Below are 21,819 nucleotides of genomic sequence, written 5' to 3' on the forward strand. Positions count from 1 at the left end.
GCGCGGCACCGCCCTCCGGTGCGGTGCCGCACGATCACCGCTGACATGAAAGGGGTTGGTAACTGTTTGTGGTTCTACCACAATGCGCACCGGCCCCATCAGGCCATGAACCAGACCGATCACCGACTCCAAGCGGCTAACCGGCCTCAACATGCGCCGACACGATCGCCTGGGAGGAGTCATCCACGAGTATCAACATGCTGCTTGACCTGCACGGATGAGATTTTCGGCAGGCGCAGCCCTTCGGGACGAGCAGCCAAGATCCACAACAGTATGCAAAAAAGCCCGCTGACCTGCACTTACGTGCTGGCCAACGGGCTCTTCCGACCGTCGGGACGACAGGATTTGAACCTGCGACCCCTTGACCCCCAGTCAAGTCCTAAAAGGATTTACACCTGCGAAAACCGAGAAACCGCAGTACAAAACGCTTCCGTTCACAGCGGTTCCATGCAGTTCCACGGTATTACGGTACCCCGTGATCATCCAGCCGACCATTCCCGACTCGGAGCGAGCTGCGTGATTACCACGGCGTCTTGAACTTTGCCCTCGCCTTGAAGTCCACGTCCCAGTTGGAGCCTGTTGGTGAACGGTCTGCGGCGGGGCATGAGCGTGTCGTGAGGGCATAAGGCGGGGTGGCTACGCCAGCGAATTCCGACGTCGTTCATCGGTGAACTCAGGCATCGGGCGACCGGGTCCGAGTGTTGTCGTATCGATGGAGAGTGATGTCGCGGACTCGGCGTGTCCGGTGATTGGGTGTGTCCGACAAACGCACGCTCATGCCGATGTGTGGATCAGGCAACGATTGGTATCGGAGTGCCGAGCGATTGTCTCCTGGGTCAGCCCAGAAGGCGGCTCAGGCGTTTGAATGTCCGCAGAACGGGCGTCGTTTCCAGGTGGGTGATGGCTGGCAGGGCGGCGACCTCGCTGGTGAGGTAGCGGTAGATCTCGTGGGTGTCCTTGCAGACAAGGGTCGCTGTCAGGTTGGTGGGGCCGGAGGTGGCGGCGACGAAGCAGATGCCGGGATAGGACGCCAGTGCCGTGCCTGTTGCTTCCAGGTGGGCAGGCGAGACGGAGGCCCACAGCCGTGTTTCGGCCGTGTACCCGAGGTAGGAGAGGTCGAACTCGGTGTAGAAGTGCAGGGCACCGGTGGCGCGCAGAAGATCGATCCGGCGGCGGACGGTGGATACCGACCATCCGGTGGCGGTGGCTAGGTCGGCGAGGCCGATGCGGCCGTCTGCGGCTAGTACGTCGAGCAGACGCAGGTCGTCGGGGGCGCAGTGCGGGAGGCCGGTGCCGGTGATGTCCGGCTCGGGACCGAGCAGTTGCGCGTTGTCCGGGGGGAGCGCGTCGAGCAGCCGGATCCGTCCGGGCGAGCCGTAGAAGGTGTGCAGCAGGGAGTAGGCGGCGACGTCGAGCACCCGGCCGGTGCGTGGTAGGTGGTCCAGGAGGAGTTCGGTGGTTTCGTCCGGGACTCGGGCGCGGGTGATGCACTGCACTTCGGTGCCGTTGGAGACGATCTGCACCCAGGCGGTGTCCGGGCGGCGCGCTAGTGCGGTGGCGACGGTAGGTGCGGCGCCGGGGGCGCATCGCAGCCGCAGCATCCAACGTCCGTGTCCGTAGTGGTTGGCGGGCGGCGCGGCGACGACCCTTACCCGATCGGCTGAGCGGAGTCTCCGGTATCGACGCGCCACGGTCTGGTCCGAGACGCCGAGCGCCTCGGCGAGGCGGCTGAACGGGGCGCGGCCGTCGAGCTGGAGCGCATGGATCAGCTGACGGTCGAGCTCGTCCGCGATGTCGGTTTCCACTCAGGGAAACTTAGTCCATGTCGATTCGGCGTCAGAGATCGCTTGCTGACATGCCTGTCGGCCTCGTTTGTATGGAAGGTCGTCGAGAACCAGTCACTTCAGAAGGGATCTCGATGATGGGACGGTGGCGGCCGCTCACGGCGGTGTGCCTGGGCACCTTCATGCTGCTCATTGACGTGAACATCGTGACGGTCGCGCTGCCGGATATGGCGCGGGATCTCGGCACGTCGTTCGGCGGGCTGCAATGGGTGTTGGACGTCTACGCACTGGCACTGGCGTCGTTGCTGGTAGGTGCCGGCGCGATCGCCGATCGCATCGGTCGGCGGCGGCTCTACCTCACCGGGACGGTGGTGTTCGCCCTGGCGTCGCTGGCCTGCGCGCTTGCCGGGAATACGGCGCTGCTCATCACCGCACGCGCCGTGCAGGGTTGTGGCGCGGCGGCGATGTTCGCCACGACGGTGGCTTTGGTCAACGCCTCCTACCAAGGCCGGGATCGGAGCCTGGCGTTGGGCGTGTGGGTCGCCGTCAGCGGTGCCGCGTCCGGAATCGGGCCGATCTTGGGCGGATTGCTCACCGAGCTTGCCGGATGGCGGTGGATTTTCCTTGTGAACCTTCCGGTCAGTGCGGTCGCGATAGTGATGACACTGCGCTCGGTGCACGAGTCTCGCGACCCGTCCGCGCGTCCGGTAGATCTGCCGGGAGTGGCGCTGTTCGCTATCGCGGCAGCGGCGCTGACCTATGGCCTGACCCGGGGCGCCGAGGACGGCTGGGCAGACGCGGTGACCGTGGGGGCCTTCGCCGTAACTGTTGCAGCACTGGCCGCGTTCGCGGTTGTTCAGCTCCGCAGTGCCCACCCGCTGCTTGATATCGATCTGCTCCGGCAGCGAGCGTTTGTCGGTGTGCTGATCGCGTCACTGACGATGTCGGGGGCTGCGTTCGCTTCCCTTTTGTTCACATCGCTGTGGTTGCAGACGGTTCTCGGCCTGACCGCGATGGCGGCCGGGTTGGTGATGCTGCCACTACCGGCGGCGGCGTTCATCACGTCGCTGCTGGGCGGACGCCTGCTGCACCGGGTACCCGCGCGGTGGACCGCCGGAATCGGCCTCGCGCTGATCGGTGCCGGCGGGCTGGCACAAACGGCCCTTGACGCCGACTCGAACTGGCCCGTGCTGCTACCGGGTTTGGTGATCATCGGGATCGGCGCCGGGCTGGCCCTGCCCGCCGTGACCGGCGCCGCGCTGGCGGCGGTACCCGCCGAACGCGGCGGAATGGCCTCGGGCGCGGTCAACGCGCTACGCCAACTCGGCTACGCCCTCGCAGTGGCAGGTCTCGGCGCCGCTTTTCACTCCGGCGCCGCGGACACCTCCACGCGGTCGGGGTTCGCCACCGGGTTGGACGCCGCATACACCACTGCCGGAGTCATCGCCTTGGCCGGCGCCGTCGTTGTTGTTCTGTCCCGTCCCCGGCACGCACTTGTAGCCCAGACCGCAGGCGATCGGGCATACCCGAAGCAATCCTCGAAACCAACTGGTACACACGCGCCGACAGCAGTAGACGTGACGCCACGTCGCCCGTGACAACGTCGCGGGGCTTCTAATGATCTTTCGGCAATAGGGCGAGTTGTTGTGGGTGGTTCGTGTTGCGCGGTGGGATGATCTTGGTGTGCCGAAGTCTTCACACGTACTTGCTGCGATAGGCGTCGTCGATCACGGCCTGGGTGTCGTCGTCGGGGTGGTCGATGGCCACGTCGCGTTCGAGCCCTGCCGCCTTGATCCGAGCGCGGGCCTGCTGGGTTGCGGCCGGTACCAGGCACCGTCGGTGCCGCGGTAGGAGCGCACGTACAGCTTGTGGAGCCGGTGGTGGCTGGCCCGCTTCCGGTACGGACCCCTGGAATGGGCCTGGCGCTGCGTCACCTGATGGCGCCGCGTCGACCAGGTGAAGGCGGTGAGCGGCAGCGTCGTGGTCAGACACCAGGCGCTGGCGCGAAAACGTCGGCGTGGAGCACCTCGACATCGGGGTAGGCGCTGTTGTCGGCGAACTGCCAGGCTTCTTCGACATCCTCGACCGCCTGCGCTTCGATCGCCTTGAGCTGCTCTTCGGTCGCATTCCCGTTCGCGACCAGCGACTCGCGGAACCGCACAACCGGGTCGCGCCGCACCCTCTCGTCGACCTCACCCGTGGCGATGTAGGCCATGGGGTCGTAGCGCGTGTGCCCGCGGAAGCGGTAGGTCATCGCTTCGATCAACGTCGGTCCCCCGCCCGCACGGGCGCGATCGATCGCCGTCGTCATGACCTCCCACAACTTGGGGACGTCGTCTCCGTCGACGACCGTGGACGGCACGTTGTACGCCATGGCCCGATCAGCCACGTGGTCCACAGGCGAGGTCTTGCCGAATGCGGTGTGCTCGGCGTAAAGGTTGTTGTGGCAGACGTACACCACGGGCAGCTGCCAGAGGGACGCCAGGGTCAGGCCCTCGTGGAAGGCGCCCTCGTTCGCCGCGCCGTCACCGAAGTTGCAAACGGTGACCTTGTCGTCGCCGCGCAGCACAGAGGACAGCGCCCATCCGGCCGCGATCGGCACCTGCCCGCCGACCACACCGGAATTCATCACCACTCCCGATTCGAGATCGACCGAGTGGACCCAGCCCGACTTTCCCTGCTGGCTCCCGGTGACCTTGCCGAGTGCCTCGGCGAACAGCTTCTTCGCCGGAAAGCCCTTCGCCATCTGGGACATCCCGTCCCGGTAGTAGGCGACCAGGTAATCGTCGGCCCGCATCGACTTGCCCACCACAGCGCCGAGCAGCTCCGATCCCCGCCACGAAAACCAGGTCGTGTTGATGGTTCCCGCCATCAACAGCTGCTGCACCTTCTCATCGAGCTCCTTCGCGAAGAAGGAGATCTGGTATATCTCCCGGAGCTTGTCGTCGGTGATGTTCATGGAAACTCCAATCGGGGCAACGTGTTCAGGCGGAGGCCACCGCGTGCTCGGACGGCGGCACGGCATTCCAGGACTTGACCTCGCTGGCCCAGTCGTGCGTCTGGAGTGCGGCGCGGATCGCGGTCAAGGCACTCGTCGCATACGCGCCGTCGAAGGCACGGTGGTCCCAGGCTAGGGTCAGATTGCCGATCGGACGGATCGCCAGAGCGTGCGTGTCCTCGCCATCGGGAACCACGGCAGGCCGGGCGGCGATCGCATCCACGGTCAGGATCGCCACCTGATGCGGGTTGATGATCGGCAGTGTGGTCCGCGCGCCGAACGGACCCGGGTTCGAGACGGTGAAGGTGCCGCCTGTGACGTCCTGCCCCGTTAGCCCGCCGGTGCGCGCCCGCCGCGCGAGGTCGTCGATCGCCCTCGCGATGGCGGGCACATCCAGCTGATGTGCCCGCGGGATCACCGGAACGACCAGCCCCTCGAAGTCGAGGTCGACGGCGATGCCGAGACCGATCTCGTGCCGGAGCTCCAGCCCCTCCTTCCTGAACCGGGCGTTGAGCTGAGGGAACCGCTCGACCGCGAGCGCGACGGCACGAGCGACGAAGGGAAGAAAACTCAGGCTGTAGCCATGTTCCTCCCGCCAGCGCGGTCCGACGCTTCGCCGGACCTCGTCCACCGCGGTGTAGTCCACGTCGATCATCGCGTACGCGTGGGCTGCTTCGGCGCGCGAGGCGACCATGTGCCGGGCGATTTGCTTGCGAATGGTCGTATGCGGCACCAATGTCACGTCGCCAGGACTGTCCATAGTGTCTTTCCTCCTCTTGCTGTCAGCTCCAGATCCCGGTCGGGCGCGGCGGGGGTTCGGCGATCTTCATTCCGCGCTTGAACACGGTTCCCGGAGCGCGGGGGCGCGCCTGACAGCCCAGCCGCAGTCGGCGCCCCCGCTTCTCCTGGAACTCGCGCAGGGATTCAAGCGCCTCCTGTTCCAGCGATTCGGCGGGGTCGAAGTCCTCGCTGTCCGACATCACCTCGAACAGGCAGGCCGTGCAGAGCGCCTGCCCCCGACAGCGGGTCGGCCAGAAGTAGCCCTGCCGCTGCGCGGCCGCCATCACGGACTCTCCGGCCCGGACAGTCAACTCGACGTCCAGCGGTAGGACCCGGACCCGGATTTCAGACGAATCCACCGCCAGCGAGGACATCGGTGGTCCCGATGCCCGATCAGGCGGCTGGATCGCCATCGGCCAGCACGTAGCGGTCGATGAACTTCTCGAAGTTGCGCACGCCCGCCTCCTGCCGGTTCAGGCGCAGACCGGTGAACGAGCTCTGGTGCAGGCCCGCCTGCACGTGCCCCATGTTCCACAGGTCCTGCCCGATAGTCGGTCCCCACTCGTCGTGGTCCTGCCAACGCGAATAGAACTCGTGCTTGACGGTGGGAACTTCCTCGTTCTCCCCGAAGCGATGCATGAACATCACGTCGTAGAGGCAGGTGTCGGGGTCATCGCCGTTGGGCCGGAACCGGAAGAGGATCCAGTTCCCCGCACTGACCGGCCCGACGAGGTTCGGGTAGATGCAGTAGTCGATCGCGGAGACCATGTCCTCGTCGGGAATGTGCGAGTAGTCGACACCCCGGGCCGCGCCGACCGCGCGCCGCACGTCGGCGAAGAACTTGACCGACGGCACATCTCCCGGCACCTCGGACAGGGCTTCCACGTAGTCGACGTCGTCCTGGTGCGCCTGCGAGATCATCTGCTGGAGCCTGAGCATTTCGAGGGCGGCCTTCTTGGGATCGCCCATGTCGCCCAGGCGGGCGCTGTCGGTCAGCAGTTCCGGCACGTTGCGCATCTTGTTGTGGGTCGGGAAAGTCTCGTACAGGAACTGGTACGAACCGGGCGTCCGGCCCTGCGGGTCACGGGCGTTGATCCGGTTGTCGGTGTCCAGCCTGTCCGTGGCGGCAGCACTCATCCGCGCTGGCCGCCGCACGCCGTTCATCCGGCTTGCCGCGTAGCCGCTGAGGTCCCAGATGTGGGTGGCCTCGACGTGGTATGCCTCGTTGAACGCGGCGAGGCCGACCTTCCAGTTGCAGTCCATCACGGTCGTCCGGTAGCGGATGAGACGCATCTTGTCGACTTCGAACGGGGCAAGTCCTTCGACGACCGGGCCCAGGAAGTCCAGCAGCGGTTCCGGGGTCTCGGACAGGTTGACGAACACGAAACCGCCCCACTGTCCGATGTGTACTTCGGAAAGCTGGAGATCCTTGCGGCGGAGGCATTCCGGCGCGAAGTCGTCCGCGTCCGGGATCTCCAGGACCGATCCGTCGAGATGCCACGCCCAACCGTGGAAGGGGCAACGCAGCTCGCCTTCGGTGTTGCCGGTGCCGGAACAGATGCGCGTCGCCCGGTGTGGGCAGGCGTTGCGGAACGCCTTGACCGTGTCCTCGTTCTCCCGGACGATGAGCACCGATTGGGTACCGATCTGGTATTCGTAGTAGTCCCCGGGGTTCGGGATCTCCTCAAGTCGGCACGCCATCTGCCAGACTTTCGGCCACAGCCGCTCGTACTCGCTCGCGAGCCATTCGCGCGAAATGTAGCGTTCCTTCGAGATCAACGCGGATTCGGCGTACCGCTGGTGCATCGCTGTCATCGTCGTTCACCCTCCTGACGACACTGTCGAGCGTGGTGGTGGTCAACGCAGGGTCTGGCGGATCGCGGCCGCTATCCGCGGCGGCCCGACCATGAACTCCGCCTCAAGCGGCCGACTGGCCGGAACCGGTGTGAACGGCGCGCCCACTCGCTGAACGGGGGCGGCCAGCTCGCCGAAGAGCTCGTGGTGGATCTGCGCCGCGATCTCGGCGGACGGGCCAAAGGTCGTGCGCGCCTCGTGCACGATCACCGCCCGCTTGGTCTTGGCCACCGAGTTCAGCACCGCCGGGGCGTCGAACGGCGCGATGGTGCGCAGGTCGACCACCTCGACCGAGATACCTTCCCCGGCCAGCTTTTCCGCGACGTCAAGCGCGTCCGCGATCTGGGCTCCGTAGCCGATCACCGACACGTCGTCGCCCGCACGGCTGACATTGGCCTTGCCGAGCGGAATGCGCGTGCCCGGCACCGGGGCGGGCACGCGAACCGATCGGCCGGTTAGGGACGACTGCTCGATGAACACGACAGGATCGTCATCGAAGATCGACGCCGTCAGCAGCCCGTACGCGTCGACCGGGTTGGACGGCTGAACCACCTTCAACCCGGGGCTCGCCGCGAACCAGCCCTCCAACTGGTCGCAGTGCTGGGCACCCACACCACTGCCCGCGCCGCCCAGGGTCCTGATGGTGATCGGCACCGAACTCTTCCCGGCGGTCATGTATCGCCACTTCGCAGCCGTGTTGTGAATCGGGTCCATCGCCATCGTGATGAAACCCATCAGCATGACCTCGACGACGGGCCGCAAGCCCGCCTGCGCCGCACCGATCCCGGCCGCGACGAACCCCTCCTCGGCGATCGGGGTCGACCGCACCCGCTCGGTCCCGAACTTCGTCGACAGGCCCGCGGTCGCCTTCCACACCCCGCCGTCTTCCGGATCCGCGATGTCCTCGCCCATCAGGAAGACGGACGGATCCGCCGCCAGCGCGTCGTGCATGGCCAGATTGATGGCCTTCACGAAATTGATGTTCTTACCTGCCGTGTGACCCATCCAGGCCTCCTCCTACTTGATCGTCCCGATCTCCGTGCCAACCGGATAGGTCTCGCCCGCGGTCGCGGCTTGACGCAGGACACCACTGGCAGGAGCGGCGATCTCGTTCTCGACCTTGTCGCTTTCCAGCAGGTAGAGGGGTTCACCCGCCGTGACTGCGGCACCGTCGTCGACGAGCCACCCCGTCAACGTGCCCTCCTCCATGGTCCATCCCAGCTTGGGAATATTGATCGGCGAACCCACCCGTCACGCTCCCGCCAGCTCTGCTTCCCGCAGGAAACAATTCGACATCCATCTCTTCGGAATCGGATGAAATGCGCACAGGGCCCCGCTGGCCACCTTGACCAGATTATTCGGTCACAATGTGGCCGAATGATGTCGATATGGCGCCGAAGCCGAACCGCAGGACGTCCGAATATCTTCGCACTTTAGCCGCGATTTGCCGAATGTCAAACGCGGAACCACCGAATCACATTGTGACAGAACAGGATTCCGCGAATCACGATATGACCGAATGCCTGCACCGCCTTGTCTCCGACGTCCCGTCAGGTTATCTTTTCGACAAAGGACTTCGTCGCAAAGATAGTTTTGCGAGATGCGTTCAGCGCGAGGTGGACGGAGCGTAGTGACCCCATCCTTGTCTCGTTTCGAACCGGCGTGCTCATAGCGCCCCTGCGCCTCACCGGCACGGTCGTGGCGTGGGGCGCGGTGGCCGCCTGTCTCGTCGCCGCAGCCGTCGTCACGTCGGTTCTGGTGAGTGCACGACGGGCGGCACTGGATGAGCAGCCTGGCGAGGTGGGCCGTTGACGTTGCCGGGGCCGGTCAGTCCCAGGAGGATCCGTATTCGCTGGCGTAGACGTGGGTGAGCTCCGCGTCGAGCACGGTGGACATCCGGCTGAACGTCCAGTAGTAGCCGATCACGTGCAACAGCTCGACGATCTCCCGCTCGGAGAGGTGTGCACGGGCTTCCGCGAAGAGATCGTCCGGGACGCGCGGCCGGGTGACGACCGCTGCGGAGAACCGGATGACAACACTATCCACATCGGACAATGCCGAGTTCCGGTAGTCCCGGTCGCGGATGAGCCGCCGCACGTCATCTCCGATCCCGGCATCGCCCGAGATCGGCACGTGCTGGTTCCAGACGAAGTCGGACGAGACGAGGTCAGCGAGGGCGAGGATGGCGAGCTCCCTCGCGCGGACAGGCAGTTCGAGGGTGGTGTAGAGCGCCCGTGCCAGCCCGAGAAGCGGCTGAATGGTCGTGTTCGAGTGGCTGAGCATCGTGAACATCTGATCCGGCGGGAAGTTTGCCAGGAACTGACGCACGTCCTCAGGGATGGCCTTCGGGTCCGGCACGTTCAATCGTGGCATGGTTGCTCCTCACATCAATCGGGCTGGAAGGTGAGGCCGAGGAGCTGGCCCGCGTCCTCGACCCGGTCGAATATGTCTACTGTGGACACTATCGCCTCGGTGGCATCGGCCGACAGGATGTTTTCGACGTTGTCACGGAACTTCGCCTCGACAGCTTCCGCACGCCCCGGATTGCCGGGGTGACCCCGGAAGCCGCGCTGCAGGCGCGAAATCGCCCGACCGTCCCTGAACGTGATGTCGATCTGCGCGGTGAGCGACGGCAGGTCGGCGCCGAACTCGGCCCCGTAAGACTTCACACTGTCGACGACCTGCCAGATGTCGGGGTCAACCAACAGCTCGGAGTTCATGTAATCCTGCGGCCGGGTCGAACCGTGGACCAGCATCAACCCGATACCGAACGCGGTGCTGAACTGAGCCGACACCGCGTCGGCCGGATGCGTCACAGTCGCCCCGTGCCCGATCGCGATGGACGGAAGGCCGATCCGGATTTCGGTGATTTCCCGCCAGTTGAGATCGTTACCGTCCTTGAGGTACCGGATTCCGTCCAGCACGGTCGCCGCGGAGCCGATTGTGGGGTACGTCCGGAACGCGGTGTCGACGACGTGGAAGTGGTCCCAGAACACCTCGACGCGGGCCGGGTCCGCCCCCTCGGCGAAGAGGTGGAAAAAACCCCGCGTCCCTTCCACGATGGTGAGCGGACCGGTGAGGCCCCGTTTCGCCAGCAGCGCGGCCTGTGCGCCGAGACGGGCGGCAGAACCCGAGTGCATGCGCTTCACTTCGCCGCCGCTGAACTCGTACTCCATGCCACCGCCAGCATCGCTGGCCGCGATCGCCAGGGCGTGGGCGAGCTCGTCCGGCGTGAGGCCGAGCAGCTTTCCCGCCGTGGCGGCCGCGCCGAGGGTGCCGAGAATCTTGGAGCCGTGCCAGCCACGGCGCACCATCCGTTCGACCGACGCACCGCCCAGGACGGACATCACCTGCGCGCCCGCGACGACGGCCGTGATCACCTCACGGCCGTTCGCCCCCGTGGTTTCCGCGAAAGCCAGCGCCGGAGGGACCACATGAGAACCGATGTGTGCCGCGTACATGTGCACGTCGTCGAACTCGCTGCTTCCGGCGAGGGTGCCGTTCACGAATGCCGCGTACGGCGCGGCAGTGCGCATCCCGGACAGCGCGACGGTGCTCTCCGGGATGGCCTTCATCTCCTCGACGAGCTGGATCTCGGGCCGCACGTTGGGCAACGTGGCCCCGTTCACCTGCAGGCCCAACTGGTCGAGCACGAGCAGCTTCGTGACGTCCACGGCGGCCTGCGGGATGTCCTCGTAACCGAGGCCGACCACCCAGTCCGCCAGCTTCGTCGCGATGGTGTTCCCGGTCATGACTCCCCCTCTGCCGCCCACATGTGTTATCGCTGGATGGACTTGACCTCGGTGAACTCCTCGACCCCGAGGCGACCGAACTCACGGCCGTTGCCGGATTGCTTGTAGCCGCCGAAGGGAGCGAGAACGTTGAACTGCGCTCCGTTGACGTCGACCTGACCGGTCTGCATCCGCTTCGCGATCCGCAAGGCATGTTCCGGCTCGCCGAACACGGCGCCCGCGAGTCCGTAAATGCTGTTGTTGGCGATGCTGACGGCCTCCTCCTCGTTCTCGTAGGTGAGCACGGACAGGACAGGGCCGAAGATCTCTTCCTGGGCGATCACCGAGTCGGGGTCGACGTCGGCGAAGACGGTCGGCCGGATGTAGGCGCCGTGCTCAAGCCCGGGAATCCGGCCAGGGCCCCCGACCACCACGGTGGCGCCGTCGGCCACGCCACGCTCGATGTAGCCGTTCACCCGATTCCACTGAGCCTCGGAAGCGACTGGGCCGATCCGGGTGGTCTCGTCGGCCGGGTCCCCCACGGTGTACTGCTCGGCGGCCTTCCCGAGCAGGTCGACGACCTCGTCGCGGCGGTCGGCAGGCACGATCATGCGCGTCCAGGCGCCGCAGACCTGCCCGCTGTTCGTCCACGCGCTGGCCAGGGTGCGTTCGACCGCAAGCCCGAGGTCCGCGCCGTCGAGTACGACACTCGCCGACTTGCCGCCGAGCTCCAGGCCGACGCGCTTGACGGTTTCCGAGGCCAGCACGGAGATCCGCTTGCCCACCGCGGTCGAACCGGTGAAGCTGACCATGTCGACACCAGGATGGCCGACGATGGCTTCGCCGACGACGGACCCGCGCCCGTACACGACGTTGAACACGCCAGCTGGAATGCCCGCGTCACGAGCGGCCTCGGCCAGGATTCGCGCGGTCAGCGGAGCCAGTTCAGCGGGCTTCCACACCATCGTGTTGCCAGCCAGCAAAGCGGGCGCCATCTTGGTCATGATCTGCTGGAGCGGGAAGTTCCACGGCGTGATCGCACCGACGACGCCGACCGGCTCCCGGACCACGAGCGAGTTCGCGATCTCCTCGGACCACGGGAACTCGGCGGCGAGCCCGGCCACTGACGCCGCGACGGCCGGCGGCAAAGCGGCGTGGCCGAAGCGCGCCAGCGTGATCGGTGCACCGATCTCCGCGGAGACGGCGATCGCGACTTCCTCGGAACGCTCGGTGAGGCGGTCGGCAAGATTCTGCATCGCGCGCGCCCGGTCGGCAGGGGAGGTCGAGGCCCAGCCGGGGAGGGCCGCGCGCGCGGCGTCGACCGCGCGGTCGACGTCTTGTGCGGTGCCGTCGGGCACGCTTGCGACCGTGGTACCGGTGGCGGGGTTCACGATGTCGGTGACCGAATTACCGGTCCGGGCTTCCCGCCCGTCGATCCAGTGGCCGGTGACGCTGAGGTTGAGTTTCGTCTCTGTCATGCATTCCACGGTGCCCGGGTGCGCCGACGGCAACCATGTCAAGAGTGTCCGTGGATAACGGTGACCAGCGAACGAATACTGGGCCGGAGGGTCATCGCGCAGTCCGGAAAGAACGGAGGATACCGATGGATCGCACAGAGCTGGCCAACTTCCTTCGTGCGCGGCGCGAAGCACTCCAGCCGGAGGACGCGGGCCTGCGCCGGGGGCCACGCCGACGCACCCGTGGGCTGCGTCGGGAGGAGGTCGCCGCGCTCAGCGGCGTCTCCAGCGACTACTACAGCCGCATCGAGCAGCAGCGCGGACCGGTCCCGTCCGAACAGATCCTGGCCGCGATCGCCCACGGGATGCACCTCACCCTCGAAGAACGAGATCACCTCTTCCGTCTGGCAGGGCACGAAACACCGCAACGCACTGTCCGTGGTGACCACATCAACGCTGGCTTGATGCGCATTCTCGACCGGCTGGAGGACACCCCGGCCCAGGTCGAGAACATCCTCGGCGAAACGCTCAAGCAGACCTGGCTCGCCGTCGCGCTGCTCGGCGACGAAACGGCGTACACCGGGCTCGAACGCAGCCGGGTGTTCCGCTGGTTCACCGATCCGGCGGCCCGCGAACTCTTTCCCGAGGAAGACCACGAGCATCACAGCAGGACGCTCACCGCCCATCTGGCCGCCGTCCATGCGAAGACCGGCAAGAACTCGCCCGCCGGCACGCTCGTCGAGACGCTGCGCAAGCGCAGCCGGGAATTCGCCGACCTCTGGGACGAACATCCGATCGTCGGTCCCTACTGCGAGCCCAAGCGCATCCAGCACCCACGGCTAGGCCTGATCGAGGTCTACGGGCAGATACTGCTGGACCCCGACCAGTTCCAGACGCTGGTGATCTTCACAACCGTTCCCGGCACGGAAAGTCACGAGAAGCTCCAGCTTCTCTCGACGATCGGAAACCAGCAGCTGTAGCGCGACAGCTCACCAGTTGTCGCGCAGGGCCCGGCGCATGGTCGCCTCCGGGCTGGAAACACCGACGACCTGACGAACATGCCGCAGCTGGGTGAGTTCGGCGAGCATGCTCACGGCACCCACTCTACTTGACGCTCGTCAAGTCCCCGGCCACGGCAGCACGCCACGCTTGACGACCGGCGATCGCCGTCCGCCACTGCCGTAACGGCTTCGGTGGCATGTTCACGGCCACGACGCCGACCACGCGGTCGCCTTTCCGGTACGCGGCGAGGAAGCGGCGAGTACCGGGATCGCCATCGACGATGGCGACCTCCTCGGCCCCGCGAAGATGGCCGTACGCCTGGATCTTCAGGTCGTACTGATCGGACCAGAAGTAGGGCACCGGCGCGAACGGGCGACGGCCCTGATCGAGCAGGTTGCGGGCGACGGCCAACCCTTGCTCCGCCGCGTTCGTCCGGTGCTCGATCCGCATGCTCACGCCGAACAGCGGGTTGTGCCAGCGAGCGACGTCGCCTACCCCGTAGACGCCCGGCGCCGCCATGCTGAACTCGTCACAGAGCAGACCGTCGTCCACGCGTAGCCCACTGCCCGCCAGCCACTCGGTATTTGGGCGGACCCCGATACCGACGACAACATCCTGCCCGGCCACCTCGGTCCCGTCGACCAGACGGACGCCGGTGACTTCGCCGCCGCCGCTGCCCACCTCAGCGACGGCGACGCCGGTACGCAGATCGACGCCATGGTCAAGGTGCGCCCTGGCCAGCACCTGGCCCACCTGCGCACCGACGGCGTGCGCCAGCGGTATCGGCGCCGGTTCGAGCACCGTCACGTCCATCCCGGCGCTCCGCGCGGAAGCGGCAGCTTCGGCACCGATGAACCCGGCGCCGACGACGATCAGTTTCCGACCGGGCCGGAGTCGTTCCTTGAGCGTGAGTGCGTCTTCGAGCGTGCGCAGGAAATGCACACCGCGAATCCCGTCCGTGCCGGGGAGACGACGAGGCCATACGCCGGTGGCGACCACCAGGGCGTCATATCCGAGCACCGTCCCACCGGCCAGGGTCACCGTCCGACGGGAAAGATCCACGCCAGTCGCCCGCTCCCCCAGGCGCAGGTCCAGCCCCAGCGCCTCGATATCCGCCGCCGGACGGAGCATCACCTGGTCCGGCTCCAGCTCGCCCGTCAGGATCTGCTTGGACAGCGGTGGGCGGTCGTACGGGAGATGCGGCTCGTCGCCGATGAGTGTGATGGCGCCCTCGTAACCGAGTCGGCGCAGCGCCTCAGCGGTGGCAAGACCACCGGCGGACGCGCCCACTACAACGACCCGTTCCGGCCTGCCTTGGTCGATGCTCACGGCTGCGTGAACCTGATGGCCGCGGAGGGACAGACCAACGCCGCCTCGCGGACCCCGTCGTGGTGCTCGGGACCTGGCGAGTCATCGAGGAGGACGACCATTCCGTCGTCATCTCGCTGATCGAAGACCTCGGGGGCGATCAGGACGCACTGCCCCGAGGCGACACACTTCGGAACGTCTACTGCTACGTGCATTTCCGCTCTGCTTTCCTGTGATGCGGGTTCACTCACCAGATGACGGGCATGAACTTCGCCCCGTAGGCGGCCGAGGTCTGTTTGAAGGCGACTTCGCTGTCCGGGTCGATCCGCAGGGCCGGGAGCCGACGAAACACCTCGGGCAGCACGAGCTGCAGTTCCATGCGGGCCAGCGGCTGGCCCAGGCACTGGTGGATGCCGTAGCCGAACGCGACGTGCTGGCGGGCGTTCGCACGAGCGAGATCGACCTCGTCAGCATCGCTGAAGACGTCGGCGTCCCGGTTCGCGGAGTTGAGCAGGACGATCACTCCCTCACCGGTGCGGATCGTCACCCCGCCGATGGTGACGTCCTCGGTGGCGATCCTGCGTAGCCCCACGTGCGCGATGGTCAGGTAACGCAACAGCTCCTCGACGGCATTGGCCAGCTCAGCCTTGCCCGCATGCAGCCGGGCCAGCTGATCCGGCTGCTCCAGCAAGGCGAGCACACCGAGGCCGATCATGTTCGCTGTCGTCTCGTGTCCGGCGAAGAGCAGGAAGGCGCCCACGTCGGCGGCATCACGAACGGAGAAGGTGCCCGCATTGACGTGCTCGCCGAGCCTGGACACCAGATCATCCTTCGGCTGTCGCCGCCGCTCCTCCACCAGCCGTTGTAGGTAGTCCCCCAGTGCCAGGTGCGCAGCAGTCTTGTCCTCAGCCGTGGCGACGGTGTCGATGAGCACCTTCGAATGCGACTGGAAGAAGTCGTGATCGGCGTACGGGACACCCAGCAGCTCACAGATCACCAGGGACGGCAACGGCAACGCGACCGACTCGACGAAATCCGCCGGGGCTCCCTTCGCCATCATCGCGTCCAGCAACTGATCGACGATGCGCGAGGTCGGCGCACGCAGCATTTCGATCCGCTTCACCATGAACTCGCGCGTCAACGAGCGCCGGAACAAGTCGTGCACCGGGTCGTCGTGCGCGAAGAAGTATCCCGGTGGCATCGTCGGCGGATTCTCGATCGTGGTCGGGAAATCGGCCCGCGTGGTATCGGAGCTGAACGCCGGATGAGAGAGCACCGCGCGAACATCTTCCCACCGCGTGACCAACCACGGGGTGGCTTTTCCGCCCCAGATGGAGACCCTGGAGATAGGCGCCTCCGCACGCAACCGCGCGTACTGAGGAGGCGGATCGAGGGGAGCATCGCGGGGCCGGGTCAGGGAAAAGGTCAGCACGGAACTTTCGGTACTGGACATGGGGATCCTCCACACGAACGGTGGGCTGGTGAGCGCGCAATCGACGCTAGCACCCCCGGAACGAGCTCGGGAGGAAAACCGACGGGAACATCCGATTTTTCTGCCCGGAGTCCCCGTTCCAGTCATAATGTGAATACGCCCCTCATGTCGAATCATCATGTGATCGGAGTTGGATTCCCAACGCCACAAGGGTTTACGCTCCTGATGAGCACTTGACGGAAGACCTCGGGCCGGATCGAACAATCGTCGTTCTGGGACAGGAATGCTAAGTCCGAAATTGTTCGATCCCACAGCAGCAAAAGGACGGTCAATGGAGCCCCTACGTTTCGACGGACGAGTCGCGATCGTCACGGGCGCCGGTCGCGGAATCGGCAGGGCGCACGCGATGCTGCTCGCCGAGCGCGGCGTCCGCGTCGTCGTCAACGACCTAGGCAGCGCCAACTCAGGTGACGGGAGTGACCCCGACCCGGCCGGGCGGGTCGCCGCGGACATCCGCGCAGCCGGTGGCGAAGCCGTCGCGGACGCGTCCGACATCGCATCCGTCGAAGGCGCGGCCCGCCTCGTCCGCCGCGCGATCCAGGCATACGGCCGCGTCGACATCCTGGTGAACAACGCGGGAATCTTCGTCCCCGGAGAGTTCCCGGCCGTCGACCTACCGGAACTGCGCCGCTACTTCGACGTGCACGTCGGCGGCAGCTTCAACGTAACGCGCGAGTGCTGGCCGCACATGGCCGACGCTGGCTACGGGCGCATCGTCATGACGACCTCGCACGGCATCCTCGGCTCCGCCTCCCTGATCGCCTACGGCACGGCGAAAGGCGGTGTGTTCGCACTGGCCCGAGCCCTCTCCGTGGCTGGCAAGGACCTCGGCATCACCGTCAACAGCATCGCCCCTGTCGCGTCGACCCGACTTGCTGGCGGCAGCGACGACGGCGACTCGGGCCGGGGAACGTTGGACGGCAGCGCACCGACCCGAGTCTCGCCCCTGGTGGCGTTGCTCTGCCACGAATCCTGCCCGGTCAGCGGAGAGACCTTCCTCGCGGGCGGCCGCCGTCACGCCCGGCTGTTCGTCGCCGAGACCGAGGGTTACATCCACCCCGAATCCGACGTCACGCCGGAAAATGTCGCTGAACACTGGCGCGAGATCATGGACGAGTCCTACTACTACATCCCGCAGGACACCGACACGTGGCTCAAGGGGTACGCCGAGAGGATCGCGGCAAGCCCGATCGTGCCTTCCGCATGAGTTCGCCAAGCGGTCGTTTCTCCGGCCCGGATCATCGGCGGAGGAACGACCGCAGGCGGCTCGTCTCCTCTAGCAGGGCACGCGCAGCTGCTTCTCTCTCGCGGGGCCCGAACCGGGACTCCGGCGCGCTGATGCTGTAGGCCGCCAGGCCCACATCCAGCCACGCGATCGGTACCGCGATCGACACGGCACCAGCGATCGTCTCCCCCGTTGAGACGGTGTAGCCGCGCTTGCGGCTCACCTCAAGGTCAGCCAGGAACCGGTCGACGCCACCGACCGGCGCAGCCACGTCCGGCTCCGCGAGGAACTCCCGCACGGCGCGTTCGTCGAGCCCGAGCAACAACGCCTTTCCCGCTGCCCCACGAGTGAGCGGGTAATCCACCCCGACACCCGCTTCGATCCGACCGGGGCGCTGGCCCACCATCTCCTGCGTACACGTCCGCTGATTGCCCAGCCGCCAGAAGATCGCCGAGGTCTCACCGGTCAGCGCACGCAGACGGGCCAGGATGGCGTGCGTCTGAGCGACGAACGCGTCGCGATGCAACATCACACCCGCGAGGCGGATGATCTCCGGCCCAGGACTGTACTTGCGAGTGGTTCGGTCGAACACCAGGAACTGTTCGGCCTCAAGCGCCCGCAGCAAGCGGTACCCCGTGGGTTCCGAGTAACCGAACTTCGCCGCGACCTCGGGCCCCGTCAACGCGGGCTGGCGCGCGGAGAAGGCATGCAGAATCGACAACGCCCGGAACACGCTTTGGGTACCGCCGACTGTCGGCTCGATCGCGGCGCTCGCCCCGGCCTCCGATTTCGTCATTGACGTCGCTCTCCCTGGCAGCGTCCGCGGTGCGGCAAGATGATCAACTGCAATACGTGCCGAGGCTATCGCACGCCGTGCGACCAGACGGCGTTGGCGGGGAATTGTCGCTTTGGCGTATTCCCTGATATACCAACAGGTTCCTGCCGGACGACCTTCCCACACCATGACCCAACACATTACTAGGACGTCCGACTACCTCGTAGCTTAACCAGTGTTTCGCGGTTGTCAACGGAAAGAAGCCGTTATCACATAATGACCGAGCCTGGCCCGCCAAGTCACAATGTGATCGGATTTCTGCGATGCGGTACCCCGACCCCGAACTGGAGGTTAACGTTTGCAGGCTCGCTTCCCTCAGCAGGAATTCAACCCGCGGGGCTCATTCACTGATTCGGCGGCCCCTCACCCTTTCCACGCGGTACGCTCGGGCCGTCCAGGACGGCGAGCAGCGCCTACCGGCCTTTGTGGGTGGCACGGACACATTGGCAGCCAGCCCGCAGCCGGTTGCGCGGTCCTTCCAATCTCCCATGCAGGTCAGCCCCGCAGACGTCGAGTACCAGCGGAACCCGTGCCCCATTCTTCAACGACGGAACGTGACAGCCCTGTTCAGGACAAGCACCGAGCGGAAATTCGCGGTTTGCGGATGGCCGAGCGCTGGTTGTTCGCGACTTTCGAGCTGGTGACGCTGCTGACGAACGCATCTCGTAGAGCCGTTGCTGTCTTCGCCTGCAACCCGTGCCCGGATGGTTCCTACGGCTTGGTGCGCCTGGTCGGCCTCCGGGATCCGTCCGCGAGCAGGCGGTCGACGATGCGAACGAATCGCACGGCCCGCGCGGCGTCCACCCGGAAGCGCGGGCGGGCGCTCGCGGAGGTGGTCCTGGCGGGGATCACCTCCGCGGCACCGGTCAGACGTAGAACGGTGAGGGGACCTGCTCGTTGAACATGATCGACTTCAGCTGCGTGTACATGTCCAACGTCTCCCGCCCGACCTCGCGGCCGATCCCGCTCTCCTTGTAACCACCGAACGGCTGGCCGTCGACGAGGTTCACGTACTTGTTGACCCACACCTGTCCGGCCCGCAGCCGGTCGGCGGTCCGCATGGCGTTGCGCAGGTTGGACGTGTAAACCCCGGACGCCAAGCCGTACCTGACGTCGTTGGCCTGCTCGATCATCGTGTCGAAGTCGTCCCAGCGGATCAGCGAGAGGACCGGGCCGAAGATCTCCTCCTGGGCGATCCTCGCACTGTTCTTCGTCTCGAAGATGGTCGGCTGGATGAAGTACCCGTGCTCGTTCCCGGGTACCGTCACGCGCTTCCCGCCGGTGAGCAGGTCGGCCTCCGCCTTGCCTGCCTCGATGTAGCCCAGTACCCGTTCGCCTTGCTCCGCCGAGACGAGACCGCCGAGGCGGGTCTCCGGGTCGAGCGGCGAGCCGATCCGGATGTTCTCGTAGGCCTTGACGAGCTTCTCGATGAATGTCGGGTACAAGTCGTCGTGGACGAAGAGCCGCGTGCCCGCCAGACAGGATTGGCCGTTGCAGAACGTGGACGCGAAGGTGGTGTTGTCCACCACGGCGTCGATGTCGTCGATGTCGGGGAAGACGATGTTGGGGCTTTTGCCGCCCAGTTCCAGGGACACCGGCACGAGTCTTTCGGCGCCCGCGTGGGCGACGATCCGGCCGACCTGCGGGGAGCCGGTGAAGGCCAGCTTCGCCACGTCCGGGTGCGCGGTGAGCGCCGCGCCCGCCTCCTCGCCGTAGCCCGGCACGACGTTGACGACGCCGGGAGGGAAGACCTCGGCGAGCTGGCGTGCTAGCTCCAAAGTGGACAGCGACGCGTTCTCGTCGGGCTTCAGCACCACGGTGTTCCCGGCGGCCAGCGCGGGCGCGAGCTTGAACGCGGTCATGATGGCGGGCACGTTCCACGGGATGATCTGACCGACCACGCCGTAGGGCTCGCGCTTCGCGATCCCCCAGCCGCCGGGGTAGCTCATGCTCCAGCCGTCGTGGGTCATGACGGCGGCCGCGAAGTACCGGTACTGGCCGATGGCCTGTACGTAGTCCTGCGGAAGCTCGAACAGAGTTCTGCCGATGTCGTGGGCATCGATCCCGATCAGGCGCTCGACGTTCGCCTCGACCCAGTCGGCCACTGTGAGCAGCAGGCGGGACCGCTCCTCGCGCGAGGTGGCGGCCCACGCGGGGAAAGCCGCCTTGGCCGCGGCCACCGCCGCGTCGATGTCGGCCTTCCCGGACCGCGTGATGGTGGCGAGCCGCTCGCCAGTCGACGCGTCCACGGCGTCGAACGTCTCGTCGGTGTGCGAGCGGAACTCGCCGTTGATCAGCGGTGCGTAGTGGGACGCGAGACCCAGGTCGATGCTCATGACTGACTCCTCGGAGTGGGAGCGGGATTCAGGCCCAGGAAGGAAATGGCGTTGTCGCGGGTGATGAGCCCGCGCTGGGATGCCGACAGCTCCTGGCTTTCTCGCACGACGCGTCCGGCGGGCCGTTCGCCAAGCGGGTACGGGTAGTCGCTGCCGACCATCACGCGGTCCGACCCCACGGTGTCCACGAGCAGCAGCAGCGCGTGCTCGTCGAAGACCGCCGAGTCGACGTGGAAGCGGCCGAGATAATGCGACGGCGGGTGCTGCGAGACGCCCACGACGTCCCGACGGTTGTGCCAAGCGTTCTCTAGCCTGCCGAGCCAGAACGCGAACGAGCCGCCCCCGTGGGCGAAGCAGATCCGCAACCGCTCGTCGATGCGGTCGAATGCGCCGCCGAGGATCATCGAGATGATCGAGAGGTGGGACTCCGACGGCATCCCGACCAGCCACTGCGCCATCCAGCGGTCCAGCCGGGGCGAGGAGCGCATGTCCCACGGATGCACGAAAACCGGGACGTCCAGCGCCGCGCAATGCTGGAGGAAGGTGATCATACCCTCGCTGTCGAGGTCGTCGTCGCCGACGTGGTTGCCGATCTCGACGCCGCGATGCCCGTTGGCGAGGCAGCGTTCCAACTCGCGACAGGCGGCGTCGGGGTCCTGCAACGGGACCTGGCAGAACGGCAGCAGCCGGTCGGGCGCCGGGGCGACGATCTTCAGCGCGAGGTCGTTGAAGATCCGCGCGATCCGGACCGCCTCGACAGAGGTCCGACCGTAGTTGAAGAAGACCGGAGTCGGCGACACCACCTGCACGTCGACCCCATCGGCATCCATGTCGGACAGCCTGCGCTGAGCATCCCAACTGGCGGCTCCGATATCGCGGAACTCCCGCGATCCCAGCATGATCGTGGCGTCCGACTCGGATCCGATCCGCAGCCAGGGCACCGGTGGGCTCACGTCGGCCGACAGGTCGGGCCAGCCCTGGGGAACGTAGTGGGTGTGGACGTCGATGGCGCCCATC

At 66.3% G+C, this 21,819-nt stretch carries 20 protein-coding genes; 4 read left to right on the forward strand and 16 right to left on the reverse strand.

Annotated elements, in window-relative coordinates; all coding sequences use genetic code 11:
• Positions 1–836: 836 nt before the first annotated feature.
• On the reverse strand, positions 837–1,805 hold the full coding sequence (locus tag ACTWQN_RS03840; protein WP_443201899.1) for an Lrp/AsnC family transcriptional regulator: 969 nt from the start codon (positions 1,803–1,805) through the stop codon (positions 837–839).
• 50 nt (positions 1,806–1,855) lie between these two features.
• Between ACTWQN_RS03840 and ACTWQN_RS03845 the strand changes: the two genes are divergently transcribed.
• Both ACTWQN_RS03845 and ACTWQN_RS03850 read left to right on the forward strand, forming a co-directional pair.
• Positions 1,856–3,382 carry an MFS transporter gene (locus ACTWQN_RS03845; RefSeq protein WP_443201900.1) on the forward strand — a complete coding sequence of 509 codons (1,527 nt, stop codon included), beginning with the start codon at positions 1,856–1,858 and terminating at the stop codon, positions 3,380–3,382.
• Positions 3,383–3,650: 268 nt separating this feature from the next.
• A complete protein-coding gene (locus tag ACTWQN_RS03850) occupies positions 3,651–3,722 on the forward strand; it encodes a DUF418 domain-containing protein (protein WP_443202018.1) in 72 nt (23 codons plus the stop codon).
• Between the two features lie 46 nt (positions 3,723–3,768).
• On the opposite strand, the gene ACTWQN_RS03855 is transcribed toward ACTWQN_RS03850, so the two are convergent.
• The 9 genes from ACTWQN_RS03855 to ACTWQN_RS03895 all read right to left on the reverse strand — a co-directional run bounded on the left by ACTWQN_RS03855 (position 3,769) and on the right by ACTWQN_RS03895 (position 12,625).
• A complete protein-coding gene (locus ACTWQN_RS03855; RefSeq protein ID WP_443201901.1) occupies positions 3,769–4,743 on the reverse strand; it encodes a thiamine pyrophosphate-dependent dehydrogenase E1 component subunit alpha in 975 nt (324 codons plus the stop codon).
• Positions 4,744–4,768: 25 nt separating this feature from the next.
• Positions 4,769–5,542: a 2-oxo acid dehydrogenase subunit E2 gene (locus ACTWQN_RS03860; protein WP_443201902.1), complete on the reverse strand. Its 774-nt coding sequence runs from the start codon at positions 5,540–5,542 to the stop codon at positions 4,769–4,771.
• A 22-nt stretch (positions 5,543–5,564) separates the two neighbouring features.
• Positions 5,565–5,921: a 2Fe-2S iron-sulfur cluster-binding protein gene (locus tag ACTWQN_RS03865; protein WP_443201903.1), complete on the reverse strand. Its 357-nt coding sequence runs from the start codon at positions 5,919–5,921 to the stop codon at positions 5,565–5,567.
• Between the two features lie 34 nt (positions 5,922–5,955).
• Entirely contained in the window at positions 5,956–7,377 is a 1,422-nt protein-coding gene (locus ACTWQN_RS03870) for an aromatic ring-hydroxylating oxygenase subunit alpha (RefSeq protein WP_443201904.1), read from the reverse strand.
• 42 nt (positions 7,378–7,419) lie between these two features.
• Complete coding sequence (locus ACTWQN_RS03875) at positions 7,420–8,421, reverse strand: alpha-ketoacid dehydrogenase subunit beta (RefSeq protein ID WP_443201905.1); 1,002 nt, start codon at positions 8,419–8,421, stop codon at positions 7,420–7,422.
• A gap of 12 nt (positions 8,422–8,433) precedes the next feature.
• On the reverse strand, positions 8,434–8,664 hold the full coding sequence (locus tag ACTWQN_RS03880) for a lipoyl domain-containing protein (RefSeq protein WP_443201906.1): 231 nt from the start codon (positions 8,662–8,664) through the stop codon (positions 8,434–8,436).
• A 579-nt stretch (positions 8,665–9,243) separates the two neighbouring features.
• The gene (locus tag ACTWQN_RS03885) at positions 9,244–9,789 is read right to left on the reverse strand and encodes a carboxymuconolactone decarboxylase family protein (RefSeq protein ID WP_443201907.1); all 546 of its coding nucleotides are present in this window, start codon (positions 9,787–9,789) and stop codon (positions 9,244–9,246) included.
• Between the two features lie 14 nt (positions 9,790–9,803).
• Entirely contained in the window at positions 9,804–11,168 is a 1,365-nt protein-coding gene (locus tag ACTWQN_RS03890) for an MmgE/PrpD family protein (RefSeq protein ID WP_443201908.1), read from the reverse strand.
• Positions 11,169–11,194: 26 nt separating this feature from the next.
• Positions 11,195–12,625: an aldehyde dehydrogenase family protein gene (locus ACTWQN_RS03895; protein WP_443201909.1), complete on the reverse strand. Its 1,431-nt coding sequence runs from the start codon at positions 12,623–12,625 to the stop codon at positions 11,195–11,197.
• A 125-nt stretch (positions 12,626–12,750) separates the two neighbouring features.
• Here ACTWQN_RS03895 and ACTWQN_RS03900 point away from each other — a divergent pair, with 125 nt between their 5' ends.
• On the forward strand, positions 12,751–13,584 hold the full coding sequence (locus ACTWQN_RS03900; RefSeq protein ID WP_443202019.1) for a helix-turn-helix transcriptional regulator: 834 nt from the start codon (positions 12,751–12,753) through the stop codon (positions 13,582–13,584).
• A gap of 124 nt (positions 13,585–13,708) precedes the next feature.
• Here ACTWQN_RS03900 and ACTWQN_RS03905 read toward each other — a convergent pair whose 3' ends face one another.
• Genes ACTWQN_RS03905 through ACTWQN_RS03915 form a run of 3 tightly spaced genes read right to left on the reverse strand, consistent with a single transcriptional unit; the run spans position 13,709 to position 16,556 of the window.
• Positions 13,709–14,935 carry an NAD(P)/FAD-dependent oxidoreductase gene (locus ACTWQN_RS03905; protein ID WP_443201910.1) on the reverse strand — a complete coding sequence of 409 codons (1,227 nt, stop codon included), beginning with the start codon at positions 14,933–14,935 and terminating at the stop codon, positions 13,709–13,711.
• Positions 14,932–15,129 (reverse strand): ferredoxin, encoded by a 198-nt coding sequence (locus ACTWQN_RS03910; protein ID WP_443201911.1) that lies wholly within the window; start codon positions 15,127–15,129, stop codon positions 14,932–14,934. Before ACTWQN_RS03910 ends, ACTWQN_RS03905 begins: the two co-directional genes overlap by 4 nt.
• A gap of 32 nt (positions 15,130–15,161) precedes the next feature.
• A complete protein-coding gene (locus ACTWQN_RS03915; protein ID WP_443201912.1) occupies positions 15,162–16,556 on the reverse strand; it encodes a cytochrome P450 in 1,395 nt (464 codons plus the stop codon).
• A gap of 121 nt (positions 16,557–16,677) precedes the next feature.
• Here ACTWQN_RS03915 and ACTWQN_RS03920 point away from each other — a divergent pair, with 121 nt between their 5' ends.
• On the forward strand, positions 16,678–17,613 hold the full coding sequence (locus ACTWQN_RS03920; RefSeq protein ID WP_443201913.1) for an SDR family NAD(P)-dependent oxidoreductase: 936 nt from the start codon (positions 16,678–16,680) through the stop codon (positions 17,611–17,613).
• 31 nt (positions 17,614–17,644) lie between these two features.
• Here ACTWQN_RS03920 and ACTWQN_RS03925 read toward each other — a convergent pair whose 3' ends face one another.
• The 3 genes from ACTWQN_RS03925 to ACTWQN_RS03935 form a co-directional block, all read right to left on the reverse strand.
• Positions 17,645–18,427: an IclR family transcriptional regulator gene (locus ACTWQN_RS03925; protein ID WP_443201914.1), complete on the reverse strand. Its 783-nt coding sequence runs from the start codon at positions 18,425–18,427 to the stop codon at positions 17,645–17,647.
• A 905-nt stretch (positions 18,428–19,332) separates the two neighbouring features.
• Positions 19,333–20,802, reverse strand: coding sequence for an aldehyde dehydrogenase family protein (locus tag ACTWQN_RS03930; protein WP_443201915.1), 1,470 nt, complete (start codon positions 20,800–20,802; stop codon positions 19,333–19,335).
• Positions 20,799–21,818 (reverse strand): amidohydrolase family protein, encoded by a 1,020-nt coding sequence (locus tag ACTWQN_RS03935; protein ID WP_443201916.1) that lies wholly within the window; start codon positions 21,816–21,818, stop codon positions 20,799–20,801. Before ACTWQN_RS03935 ends, ACTWQN_RS03930 begins: the two co-directional genes overlap by 4 nt.
• Position 21,819: the final 1 nt, after the last annotated feature.

Source organism: Saccharopolyspora antiqui (genome assembly GCF_052246905.1).
In the GTDB taxonomy this organism is placed as follows: Bacteria; Actinomycetota; Actinomycetes; order Mycobacteriales; family Pseudonocardiaceae; genus Saccharopolyspora.